Genomic DNA, 23,027 nt, shown 5'->3' on the forward strand with positions numbered 1-23,027 from the left:
CTACGTCGCCCTACGGGTCGTACGCGTCGTCCTACTGGTCGGAGGAGAAGCGGATCGCGCCCTGGGGGATCCGCGCGTCGCACCAGATCCGGGCCCCGGCGCGCAGCTCGTTGTCCGGGCCGATCTGCGCCCGGTCGCCGATGACCGCGCCGTCCAGGACCGTACGGGCGCCGATGCGGGCCCCGGCGCCGACGAGGGAGTCACGGACGACGGCGCCCGCCTCGATCACCGCGCCGTCCAGGACGGTGCTGCCGTCCACCATCGCGCCCGGCTCGACGCGGGCGCCCGTGCCGACGACGGTGCCGCCGGTGAGCTTGGCGTCCGGGGCCACCTCGGCGCCGTCGAGGACGAGCCGGTCGCCGCAGCGGCCGGGGACGGCCGGGGACGGGGCCCGGCCCAGGACCAGGTCGGCCGAGCCGCGCACGAAGGCCTGCGGGGTGCCCAGGTCGAGCCAGTACGTCGAGTCGACCATGCCCTGCAGGTGGGCGCCGGCGGCGAGGAGGCCGGGGAACGTCTCGCGCTCCACGGAGACCGGGCGGCCGGCGGGGATCTCGTCGATGACCGAGCGGTTGAAGACGTAGGCGCCCGCGTTGATCTGGTCGGTGACGATCTCCTCGGGCGTCTGCGGCTTCTCGAGGAAGGCCTGCACCCTGCCCGTGGCGTCCGTGGGGACCAGGCCGAAGGCCCGGGGGTCCGCCACCCGGGTCAGGTGGAGGGAGACGTCGGCGCCGGTGGTGCGGTGGGTGCCGACCAGCGCCTCGATGTCCAGGCCCGTGAGGATGTCGCCGTTGAAGATCAGCACCGGCTCGTCGGGGGCGGAGTGCAGGCGCGAGGCCACGTTGCGGATGGCGCCGCCGGTGCCCAGGGGCTCCACCTCGGTCACGTACTCCAGGTGCAGGCCCAGGGACGAGCCGTCGCCGAAGTACGGCTCGAAGACCTCGGCCAGGTAGGAGGTGGCGAGCACGATGTGCTCGACGCCCGCCGCCCGGGCCCGGGCCAGCTGGTGGGTCAGGAACGGCACGCCCGCCGCCGGGACCATCGGCTTGGGTGTGTGCATCGTCAGCGGGCGCAGCCGGGTGCCCTTGCCACCGACCAGGAGGATCGCTTCTGTCACCTTGTCGTCTCTGCTTCCTGCTGGGGCCGGGCCGTGATCGGCGGCCAGTGTATGCAGAACGTGCGGCTCCGGCCGCGCCCGGTCAGCGGCCCTGGAGCCGGGCCGCTTCGGAGCGGGCGGCGCCGAGCCGCTTGTAGAGGCGGTCGCCGGGGCATTCGGTGGAGTAGCCGTCGCGGTGCCCGGAGATCACCTTGAGCCTGACGGAGGTCCCCTTCTTGAAGAGGTTGCCGCCGCCGGAGACCAGGGTGGTGCTGCCGGCGGGGTTGATGTCGTAGAGGCCGAGCTTCCATGCGGTGATGGCGGCCACGGCGTCCACCGCGGCCGCGGACGGGTTGGCCTTCCCGAAGGATCCGAGCACCGCGATCCCCATGCTGTTGGTGTTGAAACCGAGAGTATGGGCGCCTCTGACGGGTTTCGCCACACCGCCTGCCCGGCCTTCGTACACCGTGCCGCATTTGTCGACGAGGAAGTTGTAGCCGATGTCCCGCCAGCCGCTGCTCACCACGTGGTAGCGGTAGATCCCCCGGATGACGGAGGCCGACTGTGCGCAGGTGGCGCCGTTGCCGGAGGCGGTGTGGTGCACGAACGCGGCCCGCACGGTCTTGTCGTACGGGAAGCCCTTCTCGCGGATCGACTCGTCGGCGCCCCAGCCGGCCCGGGTGACGATGCGCGGGCGCGGCCCGACGTAGTAGCCGGGCTCGACGCCGGCCTCGTCGTCGATGTCCTCGGGCGAGTCGGACGGGTCGGGCGGCGCGGGCGGTCCGGGCGGGCCCGGGGGCGCGGCCGGCGCCTCGGACTGCCCTTCCCCCTCGGGGTCGGTCTCGCCGTGGCCGTCGGGGTCCGTGTGCTTGGCGTCCTTGACGGCCGTGCTCGAGTGGTCGGGGTCCACCCGGGTGGCCAGGACGTCGCGGGCCGACTCCGGCCGGGCCAGGGCGGGGATCTCCGTGGCGCCCAGCGGGGCCAGCGGGAGGTTGGCCGCGGAGGCGGCGTTGTCCTCCTCGGCGGGGAGCGGGGCGGCGCGGCGGGCGGGGCGGGACGCGGCCGGGTCCTTGCCGGGGTCGACGAGTTCCACGCGCAGGCCCGCGGGCAGCGGCGGCGCGGGCGCCCGCCCGGTGGCCGCCTCCTGACGGACCCTGACCTCGACGGCGTCGCAGGCGCCGACCCACAGGGGGCGGTGGATCCTCGCAGGGTGCCGCCGCGGGCCTCGGGCGAGCGCAGGTCGGGGCGGTCGTCGTCGTGGGTCTCGACGTCCTGCCAGCCCGACCACTCCTTGCCGCCCACCGGGCGGGTGCGCACCTGGGCCCGGGCCCTCAGCTCCTTGCCGGCGTCGTCCCAGACGATGCCGACGAGGGAGAAGGGATCCACCTTCCGGGGCGGCAGGCCCCGCTCGGGCCGGCCGCCGGCGCGGCTGCGGGGGCCGAGCGGCGCGAGCGGCACGAGCGGCAGCGAGTGGGTGGAGCCCGGGACGGCGGTCGGGGCGGCGGTCGGCGCGGGAACGGGAGCGAGGGCTCCGGAGGGGGTGGCGAGGAAGGGCAGGGTCAGGGCGGCGGCGCAGGCGACGACGGCCGAGGAGACGAGGATTCCACGCATACCTGAAATCCTGGGCATATTTAGCCATATCTGTCCATTCGCGAGCTGACGGCGAGTCGGTCCCGACGGGCCCTCCCGGGCCCTGGGCGAACTGCCCGTCAGGCCCTTCCCCGCGTACGCTGACGGCGATGAACTCCACCGATCGCACCCCCGCCGACCTGCTGCGTTCCGCGCTCGCCGCGGACCCGGCCCGCCCGCTCGTGACCTTCTACGACGACGCCACCGGCGAACGCGTGGAACTGTCCGTGGCGACCTTCGCCAATTGGGTGGCGAAGACCGCCAATCTGCTCCAGGGCGATCTCGCCGCCGGCCCCGGCGACCGTCTCGCGCTGCTGCTGCCCGCGCACTGGCAGACCGCCGTCTGGCTGATCGCGTGCTCCTCCGTCGGCGTCGTCGCCGAGGTGGGCGGCGACCCGGCCGCCGCCGACCTGGTCGTCAGCGGTCCGGACACCCTCGAGGAGGCGGCGGCCTGCTCCGGCGAGCGGATGGCGCTGGCGCTGCGTCCCCTGGGCGGCCGCTTCCCCCAGCCTCCGGCCGGCTTCGCCGACTACGCCGTCGAGGTGCCCTCGCAGGGCGACCGGTTCGCCCCGTTCGCCCCCGTGGACCCGAACGCCCCGGCGCTGGTCGTGGGCGGCCGGGAGCTGACGGGCGCGCAGCTGGTCGAGCAAGCGCGCACGGACGCCCTCCAGCACGGCCTGGGCCCGGGCTCCCGGCTGCTGTCGGGGCTGCCGTACGACCACTGGGAGGGCCTGTCGGCCGGCCTCTTCGCGCCGCTGGCCGCGGGCGGCTCGGTGGTGCTGTGCCGCCACCTCGACCGGCTCTCCGGCGGCGGCCTGGAGAAGCGCCGCGAGAGTGAGCGCGTCACCGTGACGGCCCTCTGACGCTGCCGCCGCGCGCGTCCCGGGCGATGATCGGCGAGTACGCCGGCAACCGCCGAGGAGGGACGCAGCGCAGCCGTGACCCACAGCCCTGGCCCACCCCCGTGGCCGGACGACTTCTTCGCCCCGGAGCCGCCCGGCCCGCCACCCGCGCCCCGGCGGCGACGCTGGGCGCGCCGGCTGGCGCTGGTCATGGCGCTGCTGGTGCTGGTGCTGGCCGGGGTCGGCTGGGTGCTCTACGAGCGGCTCAACGACAACATCACCACCGACACCGAGACGGAGGAGGAGCTGCGCCGCTGGGAGAAGGAGCGCCCCAGCGCGCTGGTGGCGGGCGCCCAGAACATCCTGGTCATCGGCTCGGACACGCGCAGCGGCTCGGGCAACGGCCGGTACGGCGGGGACAGCGGCACCCAGCGCTCGGACACCACGATCCTGCTGCACGTGGCCGCCGACCGCAGCCGCGCGACGGCCGTGAGCCTGCCGCGCGACCTGATGGCGACGATCCCCACCTGCCGCCGGCCGGACGGCACGTACACCCGTGAGCGCTTCGCGCAGTTCAACTGGGCGTACGAGCTCGCCGGCACCGCCTGCACCATCCGCACCGTCGAGAACATCACCCGGATCCGGATCGACCATCACATCGTGCTGGACTTCAACGGGTTCAAGGGCCTGGTGGACGCGATCGACGGCGTGGAGGTGTGCCTGAAGCGGCCGGTGGACGACCGCGAGGCGCGGCTGAAGCTGCCCGCGGGCCGTCAGGTGCTGCACGGGGAGCAGGCGCTGGGCTACGTCCGGGCCCGCTACAGCATCGGGGACGGCAGCGACACCGAGCGGATGGGGCGTCAGCAGCAGTTCCTGGGCTCCCTGGTGCGCGAGATGCAGAGCGACGGGGTGATGCTCAACCCGACGCGGCTCTACCCCGTCCTGGACGCCGCCACGCGGTCGCTCACCACGGACTCCGGGCTGGACTCGATCAGGAAGATGTACGACCTGGTGCGCACCGTGCGGGGCATCCCCACCGACCGGGTCCAGTTCCTGACGGTGCCGCGCCGGCCGTACCCGTACAACAGCGCCCGCGACGAGCTCGTCCAGCCGGACGCGGACCAGCTCTTCCAGCAGCTGCGCCTGGACCGGCCGGTGGCCGTGAGCGCCCATGTGCGCCCGGCGGACGACAAGCCGCGCTCGTGGCGGGAGCCGGGGCCGGGGCCGGAGGAGTCCGGCGGCACGGAGGGGCCGGAGCGGTCCGTTGTGCCCGGTGTGCCGGAATCCGCGCCGCCGCCGTCCGTGCCATCATCCGTGTCGCCGTCCGTGTCGCCGTCGCCGCTGCCCACGACGCCGCCGACCTACGAGGGCACCACCGCCGCGCGGGGCGTCTGCGGCTGACACCGGCGGCTCGCCGGGAAGCAGTCGGGAACCAGCCGGGAACTCGTGGGAAACCCGCTACAACCCCGCCAAACGGTACGATCATCATTCCGTACCGATGTTCGCTCCGACGCCCTTCTCCGCGAAGGGATTGGGCAGATTGCCCAGTTGTAGGGGAGTGCAATTTGTCACGGGCGTCGCTTGACGCTGAACTGGGCGGATAGTGTGAGCGATCCGGTGCGCACGGCCGGGCTGACCGCGCACTGCAAGTTGACATGATCGAGCGCCTCGGGGGGGTAGGCGCCGCGTGGCACCGACGGAGGATTCAAGCGACCGTGGACGCGCAAGGCCGTGGGCGAGCGGGCGATATCGACCCCGCCGACCAGTGGGTGTTCGACCCCAAAACCGGCAGCTACGAGCTGCGCCTGGACCATGCCGGGGAGCCGGTGACACCGGCCGGACACACCCCTGCCGCGACACCGTCGCCCGGGCCCGGGAAGCGGGCCGCCGCGTCGGCCGCGCCCCGGCCCAAGCCGAAGCCCAAGCCGGGCGCCGGCGGGGGCGGGGGCCGGGCCGTGCCCGGACAGCGGGGCACCGGCGGCGGCCGCCGGGCCGCGGCCAAGGCCGCGGCGACGGGACGCCGTAAACCCAAGCCGAAGAAGTCGGGCAAGAAGAAGGCCCTGATGTGGACCGGCGGCACGGTGGGCGTGGTGCTGGTCGTCGCCACGGTGGGCGGCTACCTGCTCTACCAGCACCTGAACGACAACATCGACAAGGTCGACGTCGGCATCAACAACGGAGCCGTCACCAAGGGCCCGGTGAACATCCTGGTCATCGGCACCGACAAGCGCTCCGGCAAGGGCAACACCGGCTACGGCGACGCCGGCAGCGTCGGACACGCCGACACCACTCTGCTCTTCCATGTCTCCGAGGACCGTACGAACGCCACCGCGCTGTCGATCCCGCGCGACATGATCACGAACATCCCGGACTGCCCGACCAAGCAGAAGAACGGCTCCACCAAGACCATCCCCGGCTCCAAGGGCGTCCGCTTCAACGAGAGCCTGGGCCAGGAGGACCGCGACCCCGGCTGCACCTGGCGGACCGTGGAGCAGCTGACGAAGCTGAAGGTCACTCACTTCATGATGGCCGACTTCAACGCCGTCAAGGAGCTGTCCTCGGCCGTCGGCGGCGTCGAGGTCTGTGTGGCCAAGGACATCAACGACGCCGACTCGCACCTGAAGATGAGCAAGGGCCGGCACACCGTCGAGGGCGAGGACGCGCTGGCGTTCGTGCGCACGCGGCACTCGGTGGGCTTCGGCGGCGACCTCAGCCGGATCGAGCTGCAGCAGCAGTTCCTCAGCTCCATGATCCGGAAGATGAAGTCCGGTGACACCCTCACCAACCCCAAGAAGCTCTACGAGCTCAGCGACGCCGCGACGAACTCCCTCACCGTCGACACCGGCATAGGCTCCATCACCAAGCTGACCTCGCTGGCCAAGGAGCTCAGCAAGGTCAACACCAAGAACATCACCTTCGCCACCGTGCCCGTCCTCGACAACCCGGCCGAGGGCAAGGACCACAAGACGGTCATTCTGGACAAGTCGAAGGCCGAGCCCCTCTTCGCCATGGTCCGTCAGGACGTCTCCCTCACCGAGGTGAAGGAGAAGGAGGAGAAGGCCCAGGAGGAGGCGGACGCCAAGCAGGCGGCCCTGCTCAAGGGGACGCGCGCCGCGCCCGCGACCGTACGCGTCAAGGTGCTCAACGGCAGCGGGCGGATGGGCGCCGCCGGGGAGACCGTCGCCTGGATGCAGAACTCCAAGGGCATGCCCCGCACCAGCAACGGCGGCAACGCCTCCGGCGGCAAGAAGGACAAGACGGTCCTGGAGTTCGCCCCCAACCAGGCCGACCAGGCCCGCCGGCTGGCCGACGAGATGGGCCTGCCCGTCGACGCCCTGAAGCAGGGCTCGAGCAACGCGGCGCCCACCGCGGAGATGACGCTGATCCTCGGCGAGGACTTCAAGGGCGCCGGAACCCCGGTCTCCGCCCCCAAGAAGGCCCCGGAGGGCATTCAGAAGGTCGAAGCGGACGACAAGAACATCTGCGCCAAGTGAACCCCCCTGCCGGGCTTTCGCATCTCATTACGCAGTAATACTCATCAGGTACGACATGCCTGCCCATCGGGCCGGACGCACCATTCAGGGGAGGCCCGATGCGGCAGAGCAGCGGCGTGCGGGAAGAGCAGGCCGCGCAGTCCAAGGACGGCAAGGCCAAGGGCGACACGCCCGGGGCCGAGGAGTCCGAGGACACGAAGGACGCCGACGGATCCATAGCCGGCGGCCGGCGCCGCCGCATCGGGCGAATAGCCCGCTGGGCGGCGCTCGGCCTGGCCGTGCTCGTCCTCGGCGTCTCCGCCGCTGGGTACTTCTACTACGAGCACCTCAACGGGAACATCAGGAAGAACAAGCTCAACCTCGGCGACAAGCAGCTCGACCGCAGCGCCGCCAACGCCGACGGCCAGCGTCCCCTCAACATCCTGCTGCTGGGCTCCGACAGCCGCAACAGCAAGGCGAACCAGGACCTCGGCGGCGCCCGCGACGACGCCGACCGGCCCCCGCTGGCCGATGTGCAGATGCTGGTGCACGTCTCGGCCGACCGCAGCAACATGTCGGTCATCAGCGTCCCCCGCGACACCCGGGTGACGATCCCCAAGTGCACCGACCCCGAGAACGGCAAGGTCTACCGCGGGACCAACGGCCAGATCATCAACACCAGCCTGGGCAACGGCGGCCCCGGCTGCACCGTGGCCACCTGGGAAGAGCTCACCGGCATCCCCGTCGACCACTTCATGATGATCGACTTCGCGGGCGTGGTGAGCATGGCCGACGCCGTCGGCGGCGTGCCCGTCTGCGTCGACAGCAACATCTACGACGACAAGTCCGGTCTGCGCCTGCTCAAGGGCAGCCGCACGGTCAAGGGCGAGCAGGCCCTGCAGTGGCTGCGCACCCGGCACGGCTTCGAGGACGGCAGCGACATCGGCCGTACCCACGCCCAGCACATGTACATGAACGCGATGGTCCGTCAGCTGAAGTCCGGCACCAAGCTCTCCGACCCCGGCCAGCTCACCGACCTCGCCGAGGCCGCCACCAAGGCGCTCACGGTCGACAAGGACCTCGGCTCGGTCAAGAAGCTCTACAACCTCGCCGACGACATCAAGCGCGTGCCCTCCGGCCGGATCACCATGACGACCATGCCCTGGGTCTCCGACCCGCAGAACCCGGACGCGCATGTGATCCCCAAGCCCGGCGACGCCGAAAAGCTCTTCTCCCTGGTCCGCAACGACATCGCGCTGGACGGCAAGGACAAGAAGAAGGACCCGAAGTCCCTGCCCTCCGCGCCCCCGGCCGCCCCGAAGAAGGACATCGCGGTCACCGTGTTCAACGGCACGGGCACCGTCGTGGAGCCGCCGGTCACCGGCCGTGGCTCGGACATCGCCTCGTTCCTGGTCAAGCAGGGCTTCGCCAAGGTCACCTCCGACTCCACGCCGCGCGCCCAGGCGGACACCACGCTCACCTACCCGCGGGCGACCCAGCGCGGCGACGCCCTCGCCGTGGCCAAGGCCCTGGGCCTGCCGGAGACGGCGGTGCGGCACTCCCCCGAGGTCCAGCAGATCACCCTGGTCATCGGCGGCGACTGGAAGGGCGGCACGTCCTACCCCAAGGACGGCGGCGAGGACGAGAGCGCGGACCCCGCCTCCACGCCCTCCGCGAAGGACGGCAAGGGCGCCGGGGACGAGAAGACCGGACAGGACGGCAAGGCCGGCAAGGACGGGCAGAAGGACGACGGCAAGGGCACGAAGAAGCCCGACGACAACAAGGCCCCCGAGAGCTCGGACCCGCTCAACGGCGACGACAGGACGGCCTGCATGAAGGTCAACCCGCTCAACCGCTTCTGAGCGGGGCCGCTTCCGAGCGGCGCCCGCGAACGCGTCGGGGCCCGTGGCCGGCATGGCCACGGGCCCCGATGGGCGTCGTACGCCCGTCAGCTCGTCCGGACCGCCGGGCGGCGGCTGGCGATGACCTTCTTCGCCAGCGAGCGGGGGCTGGTCAGGAAGCCGAAGCCCCACGACATGTGCATCGTGGCCAGCGCCACCGGGATGCGCGCCCGGGCCGCGAGGGGCAGGCCCTTGCCGGCGGGCACCGAGCCGGCCGTGATGGCCGCCAGATAGCCGGCCGGAACGATCAGGCCCCACGGGGTGACCGTGGCGCCGGCCACCAGGCCGGCCGCGATCGCGACCACGGCGGTGGGGGCGGCGAGGTAGCGCAGGTTGATCGAGCCCTGGTGGTAGCGGGCGACGACGTGCCGCCAGCGGCCGTAGTCCTTGTACTGCTTGGCGAGCGCCTTGACGTTCGGGCGCGGCCGGTAGGAGACCAGCAGCTCGGGCGAGAACCAGATCAGCCCGCCGGCCTCCCGGATGCGGAAGTTCAGCTCCCAGTCCTGGGCGCGGATGAACTCCTCGTTGTAGCCGCCCTGCGTCTCCAGCGCCTCACGGCGGAAGACGCCCAGGTAGACGGTCTCGGCCGGGCCGGCCGCGCCGCCGGTGTGGAAAGCCGCGTTGCCCACGCCGACCTTGGACGTCATGGCGGCGGCCACGGCCCGCTCCCAGGAGTTCTCGCCCTCGGCGTGCATGATGCCGCCCACGTTCTGGGCGCCGGTCTCCTCCAGCAGCCGCACCGCCGTCGCGATGTAGTTCGGCGAGAGCATCCCGTGGCCGTCGACGCGTACCACGATCGGGTGACGTGATGCCTTGATCGCGGCATTGAGCGCGGCAGGGGTGCGACCGGTGGGATTCGGCACGGTATGGACCCTGGAGTCCTCCCGGACGAGCTCCGCGGCGATCTCGTCCGTACGGTCCGTGGACGGACCGAGGGCGATGACCACCTCCAGTTCACCGGCATACTCCTGCTCCAGGATGTGCCGCACGGAGGTGCGCAGATGCCGCTCTTCATTGAGCACCGGCATGATCACGGAAACGGCTGGCGGCTGCTGATCGTGCATGGTTCCTCGGGGGTACGGGGGTCGGGGTCACCCCGCGGCGGACGGCTGGTTCGTCGGTCTCCCCGGCCACGTTACCGCCAATGGGGGACACGCTTCCGACCCGGCCGGGTGGCGGGGCCGCCGGCGACGGCGTGGGGCCGCAGACAGATCATCGTATGGGCCTACCGTGTTCCCGGTCTCTCCCCGTCAGGGACCCGATCGTCGCGGAGGTCTCGCAGTGACCGCACCGACCCGTTCCCCCGGCCCCGCCCGAACCCGCGCCCCTCCCCGCCGGCCGCCCCGCTGGGCATGCGACTGGCCACGGGCGCCGCCGTGGCGGTGCTGGGCGCGGGCGGCATCGGGCACGCGGTGGTCCACGGCATCGAGGGCAACATCGGCCGGGTGGACCCCTTCGAGGGCCTGTCGAACCGGCCCGGCAGCGGGCGGGGCATGAACGTCCTGCTCGTCGGCACGGACGGCCGCGACAAGATCACCAAACGGGACCGCGACCGCTACCACCTCGGCGGCGCCCCCTGTCACTGCACCGACACGATGATGCTGGTGCACCTGTCCGCCGACCGCGACCGGGCCACCGTGGTCGGCCTGCCCCGGGACACCTACACCGAGATCCCCGAGCACCCCGACGGCACGGGCCGCACCCGCCCCGCGCACCCCCTCAAGCTCAACGCCGCCTACGCCGAGGGCGGCCCCAGCCTGACCGTACGCTCCGTCGAACGCCTGACCGGCGTGCACGTCGACCACTACATGGAGGTCGACTTCAGCAGCTTCATGGAGACCGTCGACGCGGTGGGCGGGGTGCAGGTGTGCACCGTGCGGCCGCTCAGGGACGCCTACACCGGCCTGAACCTCCCGGCCGGCACCAGCACCCTCGACGGCGGCAAGGCCCTGCAGTACGTCCGCTCCCGGCACCTGGACGGCGCCGCCGACCTGGGCCGGATGCAGCGGCAGCAACGGTTCCTCGCCTCGCTCATCCACAAGGTGGCCGACGGCGGGGTGCTGCTCAACCCGGTGAAGTTCCAGGAGGTGTCCTCGGCCGTGGTCGGCTCGGTCCGCGCCGACCGGGGCTTCGGCAGCGACGACCTCGTCGAGCTCGGCCGGGCGCTGCGGAACCTGACCCCCGCGTCCGCCGAGTTCACCTCCGTGCCGATCGCCACCGCGAACTTCCCCGTCCCCGGCCTCGGCTCGACCGTGAAGTGGGACGAGCCGGCCGCCGGCAAGCTCTTCCAGGCCCTGCGCGAGGACCGCCCGGTCAACACCGCCCCGCGCGCCCCGCACCGGGCGCAGGACGCCAAGCCGCCCGGCGGGCCCGGCCCGCGGGCGAGGACGGTGGACGTGGCGCCCGAGCAGGTCAAGGTGCAGGTCCTCAACGGCAGCGGACGTGACGGCCTCGCCCGCTCGACCGACCTGGCGCTGCGCGCCACCGGCTTCGTCACCACCGGCTCTCCCGTCGACGCCCCGCGCGTGGTGCGGCACACCGTGATCACCTACGACCCGCGCTGGGACCGCTCGGTCCGCTCGGTGGCGGCCGCGCTGCCGAACGCCGAGCTGCGGCCCGTCCCCGGCCAGGGGCCGGTGATGAAGGTGATCCTGGGGAAGGACTTCACCGAGGTGCTCCCGGTGCGCGCCGAGACCCCGCCGCAGGGGGCCGGTGGCATCCCGGTGGTCACCGGGGACCAGGTGGTCTGCCCGGAGCAGGGGTAGAGGGTGGCGGAGAGCGACCTCAGTCCTCGATGCCCTCGGCGGCCCGCCGCTCGCGCAGCTCCATGATCGCGCGCCGCCGGGCGAGCCGGTGCGTACGCCGGATCTGCGCCTCCTGGTAGCGCCGGCGGTCGCGCTCGGTCTCGGGCAGCACCTCGGGGACGCGCCGGGGTTTGCCCTCCTCGTCGACAGCGGCGAAGACGAGATAGGCGCTGCCGACCTGGACGGCGGGCGTGGACTCGTTCCAGCGCTCGGCGAGCACCCGCACGCCGATCTCCATCGAGGACCGCCCGGTCCAGTTGACCTGCGCCTTCACATGGACGAGGTCACCGACGCGGACCGGCTCGAGGAAGGCCATCTCGTCCATCGAGGCGGTGACCGCCGGGCCGCCGGAGTGCCGGCCGGCCACGGCGCCCGCGACGTCGTCCACCAGCTTCATGATCACACCGCCGTGCACGGTCCCCAGCAGATTGGTGTCATGGGCGGTCATGATGTGGGAGAGCGTCGTACGGGAAGCCGAGGTGGGCTTGCCGGATATGTCCGGCTCCGGGCTCCGGTCCTGATTGGTCATGCCCACCACTGTATGCGGGGCCCGGAGCGAGGGCCGGGTTTGCATCAGCTCTGCAACAGCACCGCCACGGTCCCGTCCGCACCCCGCGGGTCTGCCGCGCCCACAAGGCACACTCGATGACATGAACGATTGGCCCGAAGGGCGGACCCCCGGCCGCCGAGACCGGTACGGCGCCGGCAGCACCAGTGCCGAGCCGGAGAGCGCCCGTCCCCTGCCGCACGTCCGGCGCGACGGCCCCCCGCCGCAGTACCGGCCGCCCCAGGGCTACGACTCCCCCGGCGCCCTGCGGAACGACGCAAGCGGTGACGGATACAACACCGGACAGGTCTACGGGCACGGAGGCGGCGCCTCCGGCGGCACCGGCGGGCCCGCCGGACGCGGCCGGGCGCCGCGCGCGGGCGCACCGGACTGGCGCAAGCGCGTCAAGATCGGGGCGATCGCCCTCGTCGCCACGCTGCTGGCCGTCGGCGGCGGCACGTACTTCTGGGCCGACGGAAAGATGCGCCGCGAGGTCGACCTGGGTCAGGTCAAGGACCGCCCGAAGGCCGGCGAGGGCACGAACTACCTGATCGTCGGCTCCGACAGCCGCGAAGGCCTGTCGGACCAGGACAAGAAGGACCTCCACACCGGGTCGGCCGAGGGCAAGCGCACCGACTCGATGATGATCCTGCACACCGGCGACAACGGCACCACGATGCTCAGCCTGCCGCGCGACTCCTATGTGACGATCCCCGCCTTCACCGGCAAGGAGTCCGGCAAACACTTCCCGGCCGCCACCCACAAGCTCAACCAGGCCTACGCGGACGGCGGCCCCGAGCTGCTGACGCAGACCATCGAGTACAACACCGGCCTGCGCATCGACCACTACGCCGAGATCGGCTTCGGCGGCTTCCGCAACCTCGTCGACGCGCTCGGCGGGGTGGAGATGTGCCTGGACAAGCCGCTGAAGGACCGGGACTCGGGCGCGGATTTCAAGGCGGGCTGCCAGGAGCTCAACGGCGCCCAGTCGCTGGCGTTCGTCCGCCAGCGCCACCAGGAGGCCGACCAGGACCTGGGCCGGATGCGCAACCAGCAGAAGTTCCTGAACACCCTCGCCAAGCAGGCCGCCTCGCCCACCACGGTCCTCAACCCCTTCCGTCTCTACCCCGTCATCGGCTCCGGCCTCGACACCCTCATCGTCGACAAGGACATGGGGCTGTGGGACCTGATGGACATGTTCTGGGCGATGAAGGGCGTCACCGGCGGGGACGGGCAGCAGACCACCGTGCCGATCGCCAACCCCAACCTCCCCACCCGCACCGACGGGGTGGCCGTGAAGTGGGACATGACCAAGGCGAAGCAGCTCTTCGGCCAGCTGCGCGACGACAAGAAGGTCACCGTCACCGGCGGGTCGCAGTGACCCGCCGGTGACACCGCGCGGGGCCGGCCGTCAGCCGGCCTCGGGCGACGGCCCCGTGGCGTTGATGAGGGCGAACACCGCGCCCTGCGGGTCCTGCACGACCGCCATGCGGCCCGCCACCATGTCGAACGGCGGCTTGAGGACGTTGCCGCCGGCCCTGACCAGCGCGTCCACGGTGCTGTCGGTGTCGTCGACGCAGAAGTACGTCAGCCAGTGGGACGGCGACCCGGGCGGGGACTTCTCGAGGTCCTGCATGCCGCCGACCACCCGGCCCTTGGCCTTGAGGGCGAAGTAGCCGGGAGCCTCCTCCATCGGGTCGGCCGTCATGTCCAGGGCCGCCGCGTAGAAGGCGGCCGCCGTGTCGGGGTCGGCGGTGTTCAGCTCGTTCCACACCACCGAGCCCGGCTCGTTGACCACCTGCGAGCCGATGAAGTCCCCGGCCTGCCAGGTCCCGAACACCGCGCCCGTGGAGTCGGCCACCACCGCCATCCGCCCCAGCGTGAGCACGTCCGTCGGGTCCATCAGCGACGTGCCGCCGCTGTCCTTGATCTTCTGCAGGGTGGCGTCGGCGTCGGCGACCGCCAGATACGTGGTCCACGCCGGCGGCGGCTTGGAGCCGCCCTCCTGCGCCATCGACGTCATGATCCCGGCCACGGCCTTGCCGCCCAGGCTGCAGACCGCGTACCCGCCGGTCTCCGGCGGCCCGGGCTCGCCCTGCCAGCCGAAGAGGTCCCGGTAGAAGTCGAGCGCCTCCCGCTGGTCGGGAACCACCAGATCCACCCAGCAGGGCGTGCCGGGGGTGTAGGGCTTGGTTACCTCGGGCATGACGCGGGCCTCCCTGGCAGTACGGACTTACCCCCGACCACCTTCACCCGCCCCACGACGGCCCGCCACCGGAAGCGGCGAACGGCCCCCGGCGGTCGTCGCCGGGGGCCGTTTCATCGCGTGGTCCGTGCCGCGGAGTGCGCCTCCCCGGCATTTCCCCATGATCACCTGCAGCAGCGGCGCCGCCATCGCTGGTCAGCCCAGGGATGCCACCGCTTCCGCGATGAGGGCGCGGGCCGCCGCTCCCCTTGCGGCCTGCTGCGAGAGACCTTCGAAGGCACGGGCGTACAGCTCGACCTGGCTGGGCTGTGTGAGCGTGGAAGCAGCATCCAGCGTGTCCGCGTGCACCCTGCCTCCATCGAAGATCGTGAAGGTCGGCATGGGCCACACGGTCCGTTGCGTCGAGAACGGGACGATGCCCACGGCGACGTTCTGAAGGTCCATGACCCCGAGCAAATGGCCGAGCTGTGCCGCCATGGTTTCAGCGCTGCACAGCCGGTACCGCAAGACCGACTCCTCCAGCACGAATGAGAACCGGTGTGCACCACTGGTCAGCACCGCGTTACGCCTCATGCGTGCCTCCACGGCATCGCCCACATCATCCGGAGTGCCCCGGAAGCCCGCGATGGACGACAGCAGAGCAGCGGCGTATCCGGAGGTCTGGAGAAAACCGGGGATCACGTCGGAGACGTAGACCCTGAAGGTCTTGGTTTGTTGGTACAGGTCCCCGGCGGACTCCTGCAGGTGCCGAAGGCCGGTCCGCTGGAGGCGCTTCCACTGCACCTGAGCATCTGCGGACTGCCTGTTTGCCGCGATCAGGTCAGGTGCCTGATCGCCAGAGGCGCAGGCCCGGCACCATGCTCGGATGTCCGTATCGGAGGGAGGCGTCTTGGCGTTCTCGATCCGGGACGACTTCGACTCCGACCAACCGCACCTGACGGCCAGCTCCCGCCCGCTGATCCCCGCGTCCTTCCGGATCTCGCGCAGACGCCCTGCAAGATCCTCGCGGGCCTTCTGAACGCGTGAAGAGGGGTGCGGGGGCATGGAGCCGGCTTTCCTCAGACCTGGTACCGGTGGTGCGGGGTCGCTCGCTCCCAAACCGCTTCGAAGGCAGCGGAGCACAGCTTCACGGCTTCCGCGTCCGCCGTGATCTCGTCCTCCACCACCCCGCCGTCACCTGAGAAGTGGTGCACCCGGAGCAGCGCATCGTCGAACAGCCAGAAGTCGTTCCCCGGCAGGGCGATGGCCGTGGCCAGCCGCCGTGGCAGCCAGCGGACTTCCTCACCGGCCGTGACGTTGGCATGAGTGACGTAGTGCTCCCACCGGATGTAGTCCGATACCGGCTCGAAGATCACCCGAGCCCTGCGGATCACCACGCCCCTGGACACTGTGTCCGCGATCAGCTGGTCGTAGGGATGCCACCAGGACTCGCGATGCTCCCAATTGATCCGCTCGCCACGCTTCCACGCCTCGTACCGGTCCGTGGCAGCGTATGAGTCACGAAGTTCCAGGTGGACGGCGGATCGCTGGCAGTGGCCAGGCAGCTCAGCGAAGCTGGGCACGCTCGACGGCATCACACGCCTCCCTGATCATCGGAATCATGCGGGCGGAATCCTGACGATGGCCTCGTCGTCAGGCACCGGACCGTTTGCGGGGCGACGCCTGCCGATGACTCGGCGGCTGTCGACGTGGAGTGCATGAGCCACACGGGCCGGGCTGGTCACGCTGGTTTTCGGCGCATCCGTACATCGTTCGCGATGGTGGTCCGCGCCGAGTAAAGCCCCTCGCCCCGGCTGCGGAAACCCTGGACAGGTCGACCGCGAAGGGAAGTAACGCCCGTGATCCACGGCGAGCACCTGGCGAAGGACCTGCGGCGTGATCACGGCTTCGTTCACGTCGGACGCACCGGGGACGGTAGCGCCGTGGTCATGCGCAAGGGCGAGAGGTGGACCGTGGTCCCCCTCCGCTGGCTCACCGAAGAGGCTGTAGACACCATCAAGACCCAGGCCGGGATCAGCCTCGTGTGAGCGTCCAGTGACACAGCCCCCGGCGCCACGCCGGGGGCTGTGTCCTCTGACCTGCGAGAACGACTTACGGGAGGTTGCGGGCCATGACGATCCGCTGGACCTGGTTCGTGCCTTCATAAATTTGCGTGATCTTGGCGTCGCGCATCATGCGCTCCACCGGGTAGTCACGGGTGTAGCCGTAGCCGCCGAGGAGCTGGACGGCGTCCGTGGTGACCTCCATCGCGACGTCCGACGCGAAACACTTGGCGGCGGCGCCCAGGTAGGTGAGGTCGGCGTCGAGGCGCTCCGAGGCGGCGGCGGCCTGGTAGGTCAGGGCGCGGGCCGCGGAGATCTTCATGGCCATGTCGGCGAGCATGAACTGGACGCCCTGGAAGTCGCCGATCGGCTTGCCGAACTGCTTGCGCTCCTGGACGTAACCCTTGGCGTAGTCCAGGGCGCCCTGGGCGATGCCCAGCGCCTGGGCGGCGATGGTGATGCGGGTGTGGTCCAGGGTCTTCATCGCGGTGGCGAAGCCCGTGCCCTCCGCGCCGATCATGCGGTCGGCGGGGATGCGGACGTTGTCGAGGTAGACCTCGCGGGTCGGCGAGCCCTTGATGCCGAGCTTCTTCTCCGGGGCGCCGAAGGAGACGCCCTCGTCGGCCTTCTCGACGACGAAGGCGGAGATGCCCTTGGAGCGCTTCTCCGGGTCGGTGACGGCCATGACCGTGTAGAAGTCGCTGACGCCGGCGTTGGTGATCCAGCGCTTGACGCCGTTGAGGACCCAGAAGTCGCCGTCGCGGACGGCCTTGGTCTTCATGCCGGCCGCGTCGGAGCCCGCGTCGGGCTCGCTGAGGCAGTACGAGAACATCGAGTCGCCCTTGGCGAGCGGGCTCAGGTACTTCTTCTTCAGCTCCTCGGAGCCGGAGAGCACGACCGGCAGCGAGCCGAGCTTGTTGACCGCCGGGATCAGCGAGGAGGAGGCGCACACGCGGGCGACCTCCTCGATCACGATGACCGTGGCGAGGGCGTCCGCACCGGCGCCGCCGAAGGCCTCCGGTACGTGCACCGCGTGCAGGTCGGCCGCGGCGAGCGCGTCGAGCGCCTCCTGCGGGAAGCGGCCCTCCTCGTCCACCTCGGCGGCGAACGGCGCGATCTTCGCCTCGGCGAGCGAGCGCACGACCTTTCGGAGCTCGTCGTGCTCCTCGGACGGCCGGTACAGGTCGAAGTCCTTGTTTCCCGCCAAGGCGTACTCCCCAGAGAGTTAACTACTGTTTAGTAACCACGATTCTAGGGTCGCGGCCCCGGCGGGGGATACGTGAGCTTGCCGACAACGGGTGATCACCCGGGATCCTTCCCGGCCGGGCCCCGACTATGCTCGGGCAACGCAATCCGGCCCGGCGGCCTTATAAAGGCAGAAGGTCCTCGAGAACCGCCGGCCACCCCGTCAGCACCTGGAGCACCGCATGGCCCTCAAGATCACCGTGATCGGCACCGGTTACCTCGGCGCCACCCACGCCGCGGCCATGGCCGAGCTCGGGTTCGAGGTGCTGGGCCTGGACGTGGTGCCCGAGAAGATCGAGACGCTCTCGCGCGGCGAGGTCCCGATGTACGAGCCGGGGCTGGAGGAGCTGCTGCGCAAGCACGTCGCCGGCATCGAGGGCTCCACCGGGCGGCTGCGCTTCACCACCTCCTGGGAGGAGGTCGGCGAGTTCGGCGATGTGCACTTCGTCTGTGTGAACACCCCGCAGAAGCACGGCGAGTACGCCTGCGACATGTCGTACGTCGAGAGCGCGTTCGCCTCCCTGGCCCCGCAGCTGCGCCGCCCGGCGCTGGTCGTCGGCAAGTCGACCGTCCCGGTGGGCAGCGCGGCGCACCTCGCGGACCTGCTGACGCGGCTGGCGCCCGCGGGCGCGGACGTCGAGCTGGCCTGGAACCCGGAGTTCCTGCGGGAGGGCTTCGCCGTCCAGGACACGCTGCACCCCGACCGCATCGTCGTGGGCGTGGCGGGCGAGCGCGCCGAGAAGCTGCTGCGCGAGGTGTACGCCACGCCGGTCGGCGAGGGCTCCCCGTTCGTGGTGGCCGACTATCCGACGGCCGAGCTGGTCAAGACCGCCGCCAACTCCTTCCTCGCCACGAAGATCTCCTTCATCAACGCCATGGCCGAGGTCTGCGAGGCCGCGGACGGCGACGTGGTGAAGCTGGCGGAGGCCATCGGGCACGACGAGCGCATCGGCAAGAAGTTCCTGCGGGCCGGCATCGGCTTCGGCGGCGGCTGCCTGCCGAAGGACATCCGGGCCTTCATGGCCCGCGCCGGGGAGCTCGGGGCGGACCAGGCGCTGACGTTCCTGCGCGAGGTCGACTCCATCAACATGCGGCGCCGCAGCCACATGATCGAGCTGGCCCGCGAGAGCGTGGGCGGCAGCTTCCTCGGCCGGCGCGTGGCCGTGCTCGGCGCGACGTTCAAGCCGGACTCGGACGACGTCCGCGACTCCCCCGCGCTCAACGTCGCCGGTCAGATCCACCTGCAGGGCGGCCAGGTGACGGTGTACGACCCCAAGGGCATGGACAACGCCCGCCGCCTCTTCCCCACCCTGGCCTACGCGCCGAGCGCCCTGGAGGCGTGCCGCGGGGCGGAGGTGGTGCTGCACCTGACGGAGTGGTCGGAGTTCCGGGAGCTGGACCCGGCGCAGCTGGGCGAGGTCGTCGCGGCCCGCCGGGTGCTGGACGGCCGTAACGCCCTGGACGCCGCCGCCTGGCGGGAGGCCGGCTGGGTCTTCCGCGCGATGGGCCGGCCCCGGGCGTAGTCCCCGCCGTCGCCGCGACGGCCGGGGCCGTCGCGGCGGGCGTCACCGGGTGGATCGACGGGTGCCGGGCCGGTCAGGCGCCAGGTCGGGCGCCGGTGCCGTCCAGCTGGTCGATCGTGGCGATGGACGGGCCGCGCGTCGCGGACAGCTCCCGTGCCACGTCCTCCGCGGCCCGCAGCACGCGCACCGCGTTCTGCCAGGTCAGCTTCGCCAGGTCCGCCTCGGACCAGCCGCGCCGCAGCAGTTCGGCGATCAGGTTGGGGTAGCCGGAGACGTCCGACAGGCCGTCGGGGGTGAAGGCCGTGCCGTCGTAGTCGCCGCCGAGGCCGATGTGGTCGACGCCGGCGACCTCGCGCATGTGGTCGAGGTGGTCGGCGACGGTGGCGGTGGTGGCCCGCGGGCGCGGGTTGGCCTCCTCGAAGGCGTGGTGGACGGCCATCGCCTCGGGGGTGGTGTCGAGGGCGTGGAGGCCGTGCGCGCGCATGTTCTCGTCGGCCGCCCGCATCCAGACCCCGGCCTCCGGCAGGATGAACTTGGGCACGAACGTCGCCATGGCCAGGCCGCCGTTCGCGGCGAGCGAGCCGAGCACGTCGTCCGGGATGTTGCGGGGGTGGTCGCAGACGCCACGCGCCGAGGAGTGGGAGAAGATCACCGGCGCCTCGGTGACGCGCAGGGCGTCCCGCATGGTGTCGTCGGCGACGTGGGAGAGGTCGACGAGCATGCCGACGCGGTTCATCTCGCGGACGACCTCCTCGCCGAAGCGGGTGAGCCCGCCCACCGCCGGTACGTCCGTCGCCGAGTCCGCCCACGGGATGTTGTCGTTGTGGGTGAGGGTCATATAGCGGACGCCCAGCCGGTGCAGGGCGCGCAGCGTGGCGAGCGAGCAGTTGATGCTGTGGCCGCCCTCGGCGCCCATGAGGGAGGCGATGCGGCCCTCGGCCCGGGCCGCCTCCATGTCGTCGGCGGTGAACGCCAGGCGCAGGTCGGCGGGGTGGCGCTCGGCCAGCCGCCGGACCACGTCGATCTGCTCGAGGGTGGCGCTGACCGCCTCGTCGCCGGCCATGTCGGCGCGTACGAAGACGGACCAGAACTGGCCGCCGACGCCGCCGGCGCGCAGCCGGGGCAGGTCGGTGTGCAGGCCCGCGGCGCTCTGGTCGACGGCGATGTCGCAGCGGTCGAGGTCGTAGCGGACGTGCTGGCGCAGCGCCCAGGGGAGGTCGTTGTGGCCGTCGACGACGGGGTGGTCGGCGAGGAGCTCGCGGGCGCGGGCCAGGGTCGCGTCCGTGCCGCTCACGGCGCTCACTTCCCGAAGCCGAAGCCGGCGGCGCCCTGGGCCTTGGCGCGCAGTCGCCGGCCCTTCTCGGTGGCCTGTTCGTTGAGCTCGTCCTGGAAGTGGCGCATGCGCGCGAGCAGGTCCTCGTCGTGCGCGGCGAGCATGCGGACGGCCAGCAGGCCGGCGTTGCGCGCGCCCGCCACGGAGACGGTGGCGACGGGCACCCCGGCCGGCATCTGCACGATGGACAGCAGGGAGTCCATGCCGTCGAGGTACTTCAGCGGTACGGGCACGCCGATCACCGGCAGCGGGGTGACGGAGGCGAGCATGCCGGGGAGGTGGGCGGCGCCGCCCGCTCCGGCGATGATCGCCTTGAGGCCGCGGCCCGCGGCCCGCTCCCCGTACTCGACCATCTCGCGCGGCATGCGGTGCGCGGAGACGACGTCGACCTCGTAGGGGATCTCGAACTCGTCCAGGGCCTTGGCGGCGGCTTCCATGACGGGCCAGTCGGAGTCCGAGCCCATGACGATGCCGATGAGGGGGGTCGCCCCGGCAGCTGCGGTCATTCCGTGATCGTTCCTCGCAGGTATCCGGCGGCGTGGCTCGCGCGCTCGCGCACATCCGCCAGGTCGTCGCCGTAGGTGTTGACGTGTCCGACCTTGCGGCCGGGCTTGACGTCCTTGCCGTACATATGGATCTTCAGGCCGGGGTCGCGTGCCATGCAATGGAGGTACGCGTAATACATGTCCGGATAGTCGCCGCCGAGAACATTGGCCATCACGGTCCACTTGGCGCGCGGCCGCGGGTCGCCCAGCGGCAGGTCCAGCACGGCCCGGACGTGGTTGGCGAACTGCGAGGTGATCGCGCCGTCCTGGGTCCAGTGGCCGGAGTTGTGCGGGCGCATCGCCAGCTCGTTGACGAGCACCCGGCCGTCGCGGGTCTCGAACAGCTCCACCGCCAGGTGGCCGACCACGCCCAGTTCCTTGGCCACCCTGAGGGCGAGCTGCTGGGCGTGGGCGGACTGCTCCTCGGAGAGCCCGGGGGCAGGGGCGATGACGGTGTCGCAGACGCCGTCGACCTGGATGGACTCGACGACGGGGTACGAGACGGCCTGGCCGTGGGGGGAGCGCACGACGTTGGCGGCGAGCTCGCGGACGAAGTCGACCTTCTCCTCCGCGAGGACGGGCACGCCCGCCCGGAAGGGCTCCTCGGCCTCCTTCGCGGAGCGCACGACCCAGACGCCCTTGCCGTCGTAGCCGCCGCGCACGGTCTTGAGGACGACGGGGAAGCCATCGCCTTCCGCCGCGAAGCGCTCGACGTCGGCGGGGTCCGCCACGATGCGGTGCCGGGGGCAGGGCACCCCGATCTCCATGAGCTTCGCCCGCATCACGCCCTTGTCCTGGGCGTGCACGAGGGCGTCGGGCCCGGGCCGGACGGGGATGCCGTCCGCCTCCAGGGCCCTCAGGTGCTCGGTGGGCACATGCTCGTGATCGAAGGTGATCACATCGCAGCCTCGTGCGAAAGCACGAAGGGTGTCCAGGTCGCGGTAGTCGCCGATGACGACATCGCTGACCACCTGGGCCGCCGAGTCCTGTGGGGTATCGCTGAGCAGCTTGAACCTGATGCCGAGGGGGATGCCCGCCTCGTGGGTCATACGGGCGAGCTGGCCGCCGCCGACCATGCCGACTACCGGGAACGTCACGCCCCCAGGGTATCCGTACGCACGAACCATCCCTACCGCCTATGGATGTTCCTCCAAGTCCGGAGGGTTTCGCTCCCCCTACGATTCGCCGACGAAGGGGTATCGATAAGGACCGAAAAGCGCGCCTTCGCCGTTCGTTCACCGACTCTCCAGGTCGGCCGACCCAGCCGCTGGTTAGCATGAACGTCATGACTCAACGGCGCACAGTGCGTTCCCGGCTGGAGCGGCTGGCCCGCGAAATCGCGAAGTTCGGCGCTGTGGGCGCCATCGGCTTCGTGGTCAACCTCATCGTCTTCAACATCTGTGTCCACGGCTTCGGCCTCGCCGTGGTGCGCTCCGGCGTCATCGCCACGGCCGTCGCCATCGCCACCAACTACGTCGGCAACCGCTACTGGACCTACCGCGACACCGACAAGAGCCGGCGCAGCCGCGAGCTCTCGCTGTTCCTGCTCTTCAGCGGCATCGGCCTGGTGATCGAGAACGGCATCCTGGCCCTCTCCCACTACGGCCTGGGCCTGACCTCCTCGCTCGCGGACAACATCGCCAAGAACGTGATCGGCCTCGGCATCGGCACGGTCTTCCGCTTCTGGTCCTACCGGACCTGGGTGTTCCAGTCGCTGCCGGCCCGCGAGGCCGTCCAGACCGCCGAATCGTTCCTGGCCGACGCCAAGCCGCAACGCGTGGACGCGGGTAAGTAGGGGTCACTCCGACCCGCCAAGGCCCGCCAAGGCCCGCTCCGACCCGTCG

At 71.4% G+C, this 23,027-nt stretch carries 20 protein-coding genes and 2 pseudogenes; 10 read left to right on the plus strand and 12 right to left on the minus strand.

Annotated features, from left to right (window positions below):
- Positions 1-31: 31 nt before the first annotated feature.
- From manB to J1792_RS36160, 3 genes and pseudogenes are all read right to left on the minus strand, one after another.
- Positions 32-1,114, minus strand: a complete 1,083-nt coding sequence (gene manB / locus J1792_RS02475; protein ID WP_086573622.1) for a mannose-1-phosphate guanylyltransferase — start codon at positions 1,112-1,114, stop codon at positions 32-34.
- A gap of 82 nt (positions 1,115-1,196) precedes the next feature.
- Positions 1,197-2,285 (minus strand): annotated as a pseudogene (locus tag J1792_RS02480) (peptidoglycan recognition protein family protein); the annotation flags it as partial.
- A 77-nt stretch (positions 2,286-2,362) separates the two neighbouring features.
- A pseudogene (locus tag J1792_RS36160) lies at positions 2,363-2,722 on the minus strand (N-acetylmuramoyl-L-alanine amidase); the annotation flags it as partial.
- A 110-nt stretch (positions 2,723-2,832) separates the two neighbouring features.
- On the opposite strand from J1792_RS36160, the gene J1792_RS02485 reads away from it, so the two are divergent.
- From J1792_RS02485 to J1792_RS02500, 4 genes are all read left to right on the plus strand, one after another.
- Positions 2,833-3,585, plus strand: a complete 753-nt coding sequence (locus J1792_RS02485) for a TIGR03089 family protein (protein ID WP_207246597.1) — start codon at positions 2,833-2,835, stop codon at positions 3,583-3,585.
- 75 nt (positions 3,586-3,660) lie between these two features.
- Complete coding sequence (locus tag J1792_RS02490) at positions 3,661-4,965, plus strand: LCP family protein (protein WP_245872201.1); 1,305 nt, start codon at positions 3,661-3,663, stop codon at positions 4,963-4,965.
- Between the two features lie 314 nt (positions 4,966-5,279).
- On the plus strand, positions 5,280-7,058 hold the full coding sequence (locus tag J1792_RS02495) for an LCP family protein (protein ID WP_086573390.1): 1,779 nt from the start codon (positions 5,280-5,282) through the stop codon (positions 7,056-7,058).
- Between the two features lie 98 nt (positions 7,059-7,156).
- Complete coding sequence (locus J1792_RS02500) at positions 7,157-8,899, plus strand: LCP family protein (protein WP_207246598.1); 1,743 nt, start codon at positions 7,157-7,159, stop codon at positions 8,897-8,899.
- A gap of 86 nt (positions 8,900-8,985) precedes the next feature.
- On the opposite strand, the gene J1792_RS02505 is transcribed toward J1792_RS02500, so the two are convergent.
- A complete protein-coding gene (locus J1792_RS02505; RefSeq protein WP_086573393.1) occupies positions 8,986-10,002 on the minus strand; it encodes a glycosyltransferase family 2 protein in 1,017 nt (338 codons plus the stop codon).
- A gap of 288 nt (positions 10,003-10,290) precedes the next feature.
- Here J1792_RS02505 and J1792_RS02510 point away from each other — a divergent pair, with 288 nt between their 5' ends.
- Positions 10,291-11,703, plus strand: coding sequence for an LCP family protein (locus J1792_RS02510; protein ID WP_207246599.1), 1,413 nt, complete (start codon positions 10,291-10,293; stop codon positions 11,701-11,703).
- A 19-nt stretch (positions 11,704-11,722) separates the two neighbouring features.
- Here J1792_RS02510 and J1792_RS02515 read toward each other — a convergent pair whose 3' ends face one another.
- Positions 11,723-12,271, minus strand: coding sequence for an acyl-CoA thioesterase (locus J1792_RS02515; RefSeq protein WP_086568259.1), 549 nt, complete (start codon positions 12,269-12,271; stop codon positions 11,723-11,725).
- Positions 12,272-12,392: 121 nt separating this feature from the next.
- Here J1792_RS02515 and J1792_RS02520 point away from each other — a divergent pair, with 121 nt between their 5' ends.
- Positions 12,393-13,670 (plus strand): LCP family protein, encoded by a 1,278-nt coding sequence (locus J1792_RS02520; protein ID WP_086568256.1) that lies wholly within the window; start codon positions 12,393-12,395, stop codon positions 13,668-13,670.
- Between the two features lie 30 nt (positions 13,671-13,700).
- Here the strand turns inward: J1792_RS02520 and J1792_RS02525 are convergent, their stop codons facing one another.
- The 3 genes from J1792_RS02525 to J1792_RS02535 all read right to left on the minus strand — a co-directional run bounded on the left by J1792_RS02525 (position 13,701) and on the right by J1792_RS02535 (position 16,069).
- Positions 13,701-14,495, minus strand: coding sequence for a VOC family protein (locus tag J1792_RS02525; protein ID WP_086568255.1), 795 nt, complete (start codon positions 14,493-14,495; stop codon positions 13,701-13,703).
- A 195-nt stretch (positions 14,496-14,690) separates the two neighbouring features.
- Complete coding sequence (locus J1792_RS02530) at positions 14,691-15,539, minus strand: helix-turn-helix domain-containing protein (RefSeq protein ID WP_207246600.1); 849 nt, start codon at positions 15,537-15,539, stop codon at positions 14,691-14,693.
- A gap of 14 nt (positions 15,540-15,553) precedes the next feature.
- The gene (locus J1792_RS02535) at positions 15,554-16,069 is read right to left on the minus strand and encodes a DUF6879 family protein (protein ID WP_207246601.1); all 516 of its coding nucleotides are present in this window, start codon (positions 16,067-16,069) and stop codon (positions 15,554-15,556) included.
- A 123-nt stretch (positions 16,070-16,192) separates the two neighbouring features.
- Between J1792_RS02535 and J1792_RS36080 the strand changes: the two genes are divergently transcribed.
- Complete coding sequence (locus J1792_RS36080; protein ID WP_443742774.1) at positions 16,193-16,273, plus strand: hypothetical protein; 81 nt, start codon at positions 16,193-16,195, stop codon at positions 16,271-16,273.
- Positions 16,274-16,333: 60 nt separating this feature from the next.
- A complete protein-coding gene (locus tag J1792_RS02540) occupies positions 16,334-16,522 on the plus strand; it encodes a hypothetical protein (protein WP_086568249.1) in 189 nt (62 codons plus the stop codon).
- A 64-nt stretch (positions 16,523-16,586) separates the two neighbouring features.
- On the opposite strand, the gene J1792_RS02545 is transcribed toward J1792_RS02540, so the two are convergent.
- Complete coding sequence (locus tag J1792_RS02545; RefSeq protein WP_086568248.1) at positions 16,587-17,744, minus strand: acyl-CoA dehydrogenase family protein; 1,158 nt, start codon at positions 17,742-17,744, stop codon at positions 16,587-16,589.
- 220 nt (positions 17,745-17,964) lie between these two features.
- Between J1792_RS02545 and J1792_RS02550 the strand changes: the two genes are divergently transcribed.
- Positions 17,965-19,305 (plus strand): UDP-glucose dehydrogenase family protein, encoded by a 1,341-nt coding sequence (locus tag J1792_RS02550; protein WP_086568246.1) that lies wholly within the window; start codon positions 17,965-17,967, stop codon positions 19,303-19,305.
- A gap of 73 nt (positions 19,306-19,378) precedes the next feature.
- Here the strand turns inward: J1792_RS02550 and J1792_RS02555 are convergent, their stop codons facing one another.
- Genes J1792_RS02555 through J1792_RS02565 form a run of 3 tightly spaced genes read right to left on the minus strand, consistent with a single transcriptional unit; the run spans position 19,379 to position 22,259 of the window.
- Positions 19,379-20,599, minus strand: coding sequence for a dipeptidase (locus J1792_RS02555; protein WP_086568244.1), 1,221 nt, complete (start codon positions 20,597-20,599; stop codon positions 19,379-19,381).
- Between the two features lie 5 nt (positions 20,600-20,604).
- A complete protein-coding gene (purE, locus tag J1792_RS02560) occupies positions 20,605-21,144 on the minus strand; it encodes a 5-(carboxyamino)imidazole ribonucleotide mutase (protein ID WP_086568243.1) in 540 nt (179 codons plus the stop codon).
- Complete coding sequence (locus J1792_RS02565; protein WP_307842937.1) at positions 21,141-22,259, minus strand: 5-(carboxyamino)imidazole ribonucleotide synthase; 1,119 nt, start codon at positions 22,257-22,259, stop codon at positions 21,141-21,143. Before J1792_RS02565 ends, purE begins: the two co-directional genes overlap by 4 nt.
- Positions 22,260-22,468: 209 nt before the next feature.
- On the opposite strand from J1792_RS02565, the gene J1792_RS02570 reads away from it, so the two are divergent.
- Positions 22,469-22,978 carry a GtrA family protein gene (locus J1792_RS02570; RefSeq protein ID WP_086568239.1) on the plus strand — a complete coding sequence of 170 codons (510 nt, stop codon included), beginning with the start codon at positions 22,469-22,471 and terminating at the stop codon, positions 22,976-22,978.
- Positions 22,979-23,027 lie beyond the last annotated feature (49 nt).

Source organism: Streptomyces triculaminicus, assembly GCF_017349075.1.
Lineage (GTDB): Bacteria > Actinomycetota > Actinomycetes > Streptomycetales > Streptomycetaceae > Streptomyces > Streptomyces triculaminicus.

What these genes read in the sequence shown, in the direction of transcription:
- J1792_RS02570 (WP_086568239.1), top strand. Translation starts at nt 22,469, where the DNA reads ATGACTCAACGGCGCACAGTGCGTTCCCGGCTGGAGCGGCTGGCCCGC.
- J1792_RS02550 (WP_086568246.1), top strand. Translation starts at nt 17,965, where the DNA reads ATGGCCCTCAAGATCACCGTGATCGGCACCGGTTACCTCGGCGCCACC.
- purE (WP_086568243.1), bottom strand. Translation starts at nt 21,144, where the DNA reads ATGACCGCAGCTGCCGGGGCGACCCCCCTCATCGGCATCGTCATGGGC.
- J1792_RS02520 (WP_086568256.1), top strand. Translation starts at nt 12,393, where the DNA reads ATGAACGATTGGCCCGAAGGGCGGACCCCCGGCCGCCGAGACCGGTAC.
- J1792_RS02535 (WP_207246601.1), bottom strand. Translation starts at nt 16,069, where the DNA reads ATGCCGTCGAGCGTGCCCAGCTTCGCTGAGCTGCCTGGCCACTGCCAG.
- J1792_RS02525 (WP_086568255.1), bottom strand. Translation starts at nt 14,495, where the DNA reads ATGCCCGAGGTAACCAAGCCCTACACCCCCGGCACGCCCTGCTGGGTG.
- J1792_RS02565 (WP_307842937.1), bottom strand. Translation starts at nt 22,259, where the DNA reads ATGGTCGGCGGCGGCCAGCTCGCCCGTATGACCCACGAGGCGGGCATC.
- J1792_RS02485 (WP_207246597.1), top strand. Translation starts at nt 2,833, where the DNA reads ATGAACTCCACCGATCGCACCCCCGCCGACCTGCTGCGTTCCGCGCTC.
- J1792_RS02510 (WP_207246599.1), top strand. Translation starts at nt 10,291, where the DNA reads ATGCGACTGGCCACGGGCGCCGCCGTGGCGGTGCTGGGCGCGGGCGGC.
- J1792_RS36080 (WP_443742774.1), top strand. Translation starts at nt 16,193, where the DNA reads ATGAGCCACACGGGCCGGGCTGGTCACGCTGGTTTTCGGCGCATCCGT.
- J1792_RS02505 (WP_086573393.1), bottom strand. Translation starts at nt 10,002, where the DNA reads ATGCACGATCAGCAGCCGCCAGCCGTTTCCGTGATCATGCCGGTGCTC.
- J1792_RS02500 (WP_207246598.1), top strand. Translation starts at nt 7,157, where the DNA reads ATGCGGCAGAGCAGCGGCGTGCGGGAAGAGCAGGCCGCGCAGTCCAAG.
- J1792_RS02515 (WP_086568259.1), bottom strand. Translation starts at nt 12,271, where the DNA reads ATGACCAATCAGGACCGGAGCCCGGAGCCGGACATATCCGGCAAGCCC.
- J1792_RS02530 (WP_207246600.1), bottom strand. Translation starts at nt 15,539, where the DNA reads ATGCCCCCGCACCCCTCTTCACGCGTTCAGAAGGCCCGCGAGGATCTT.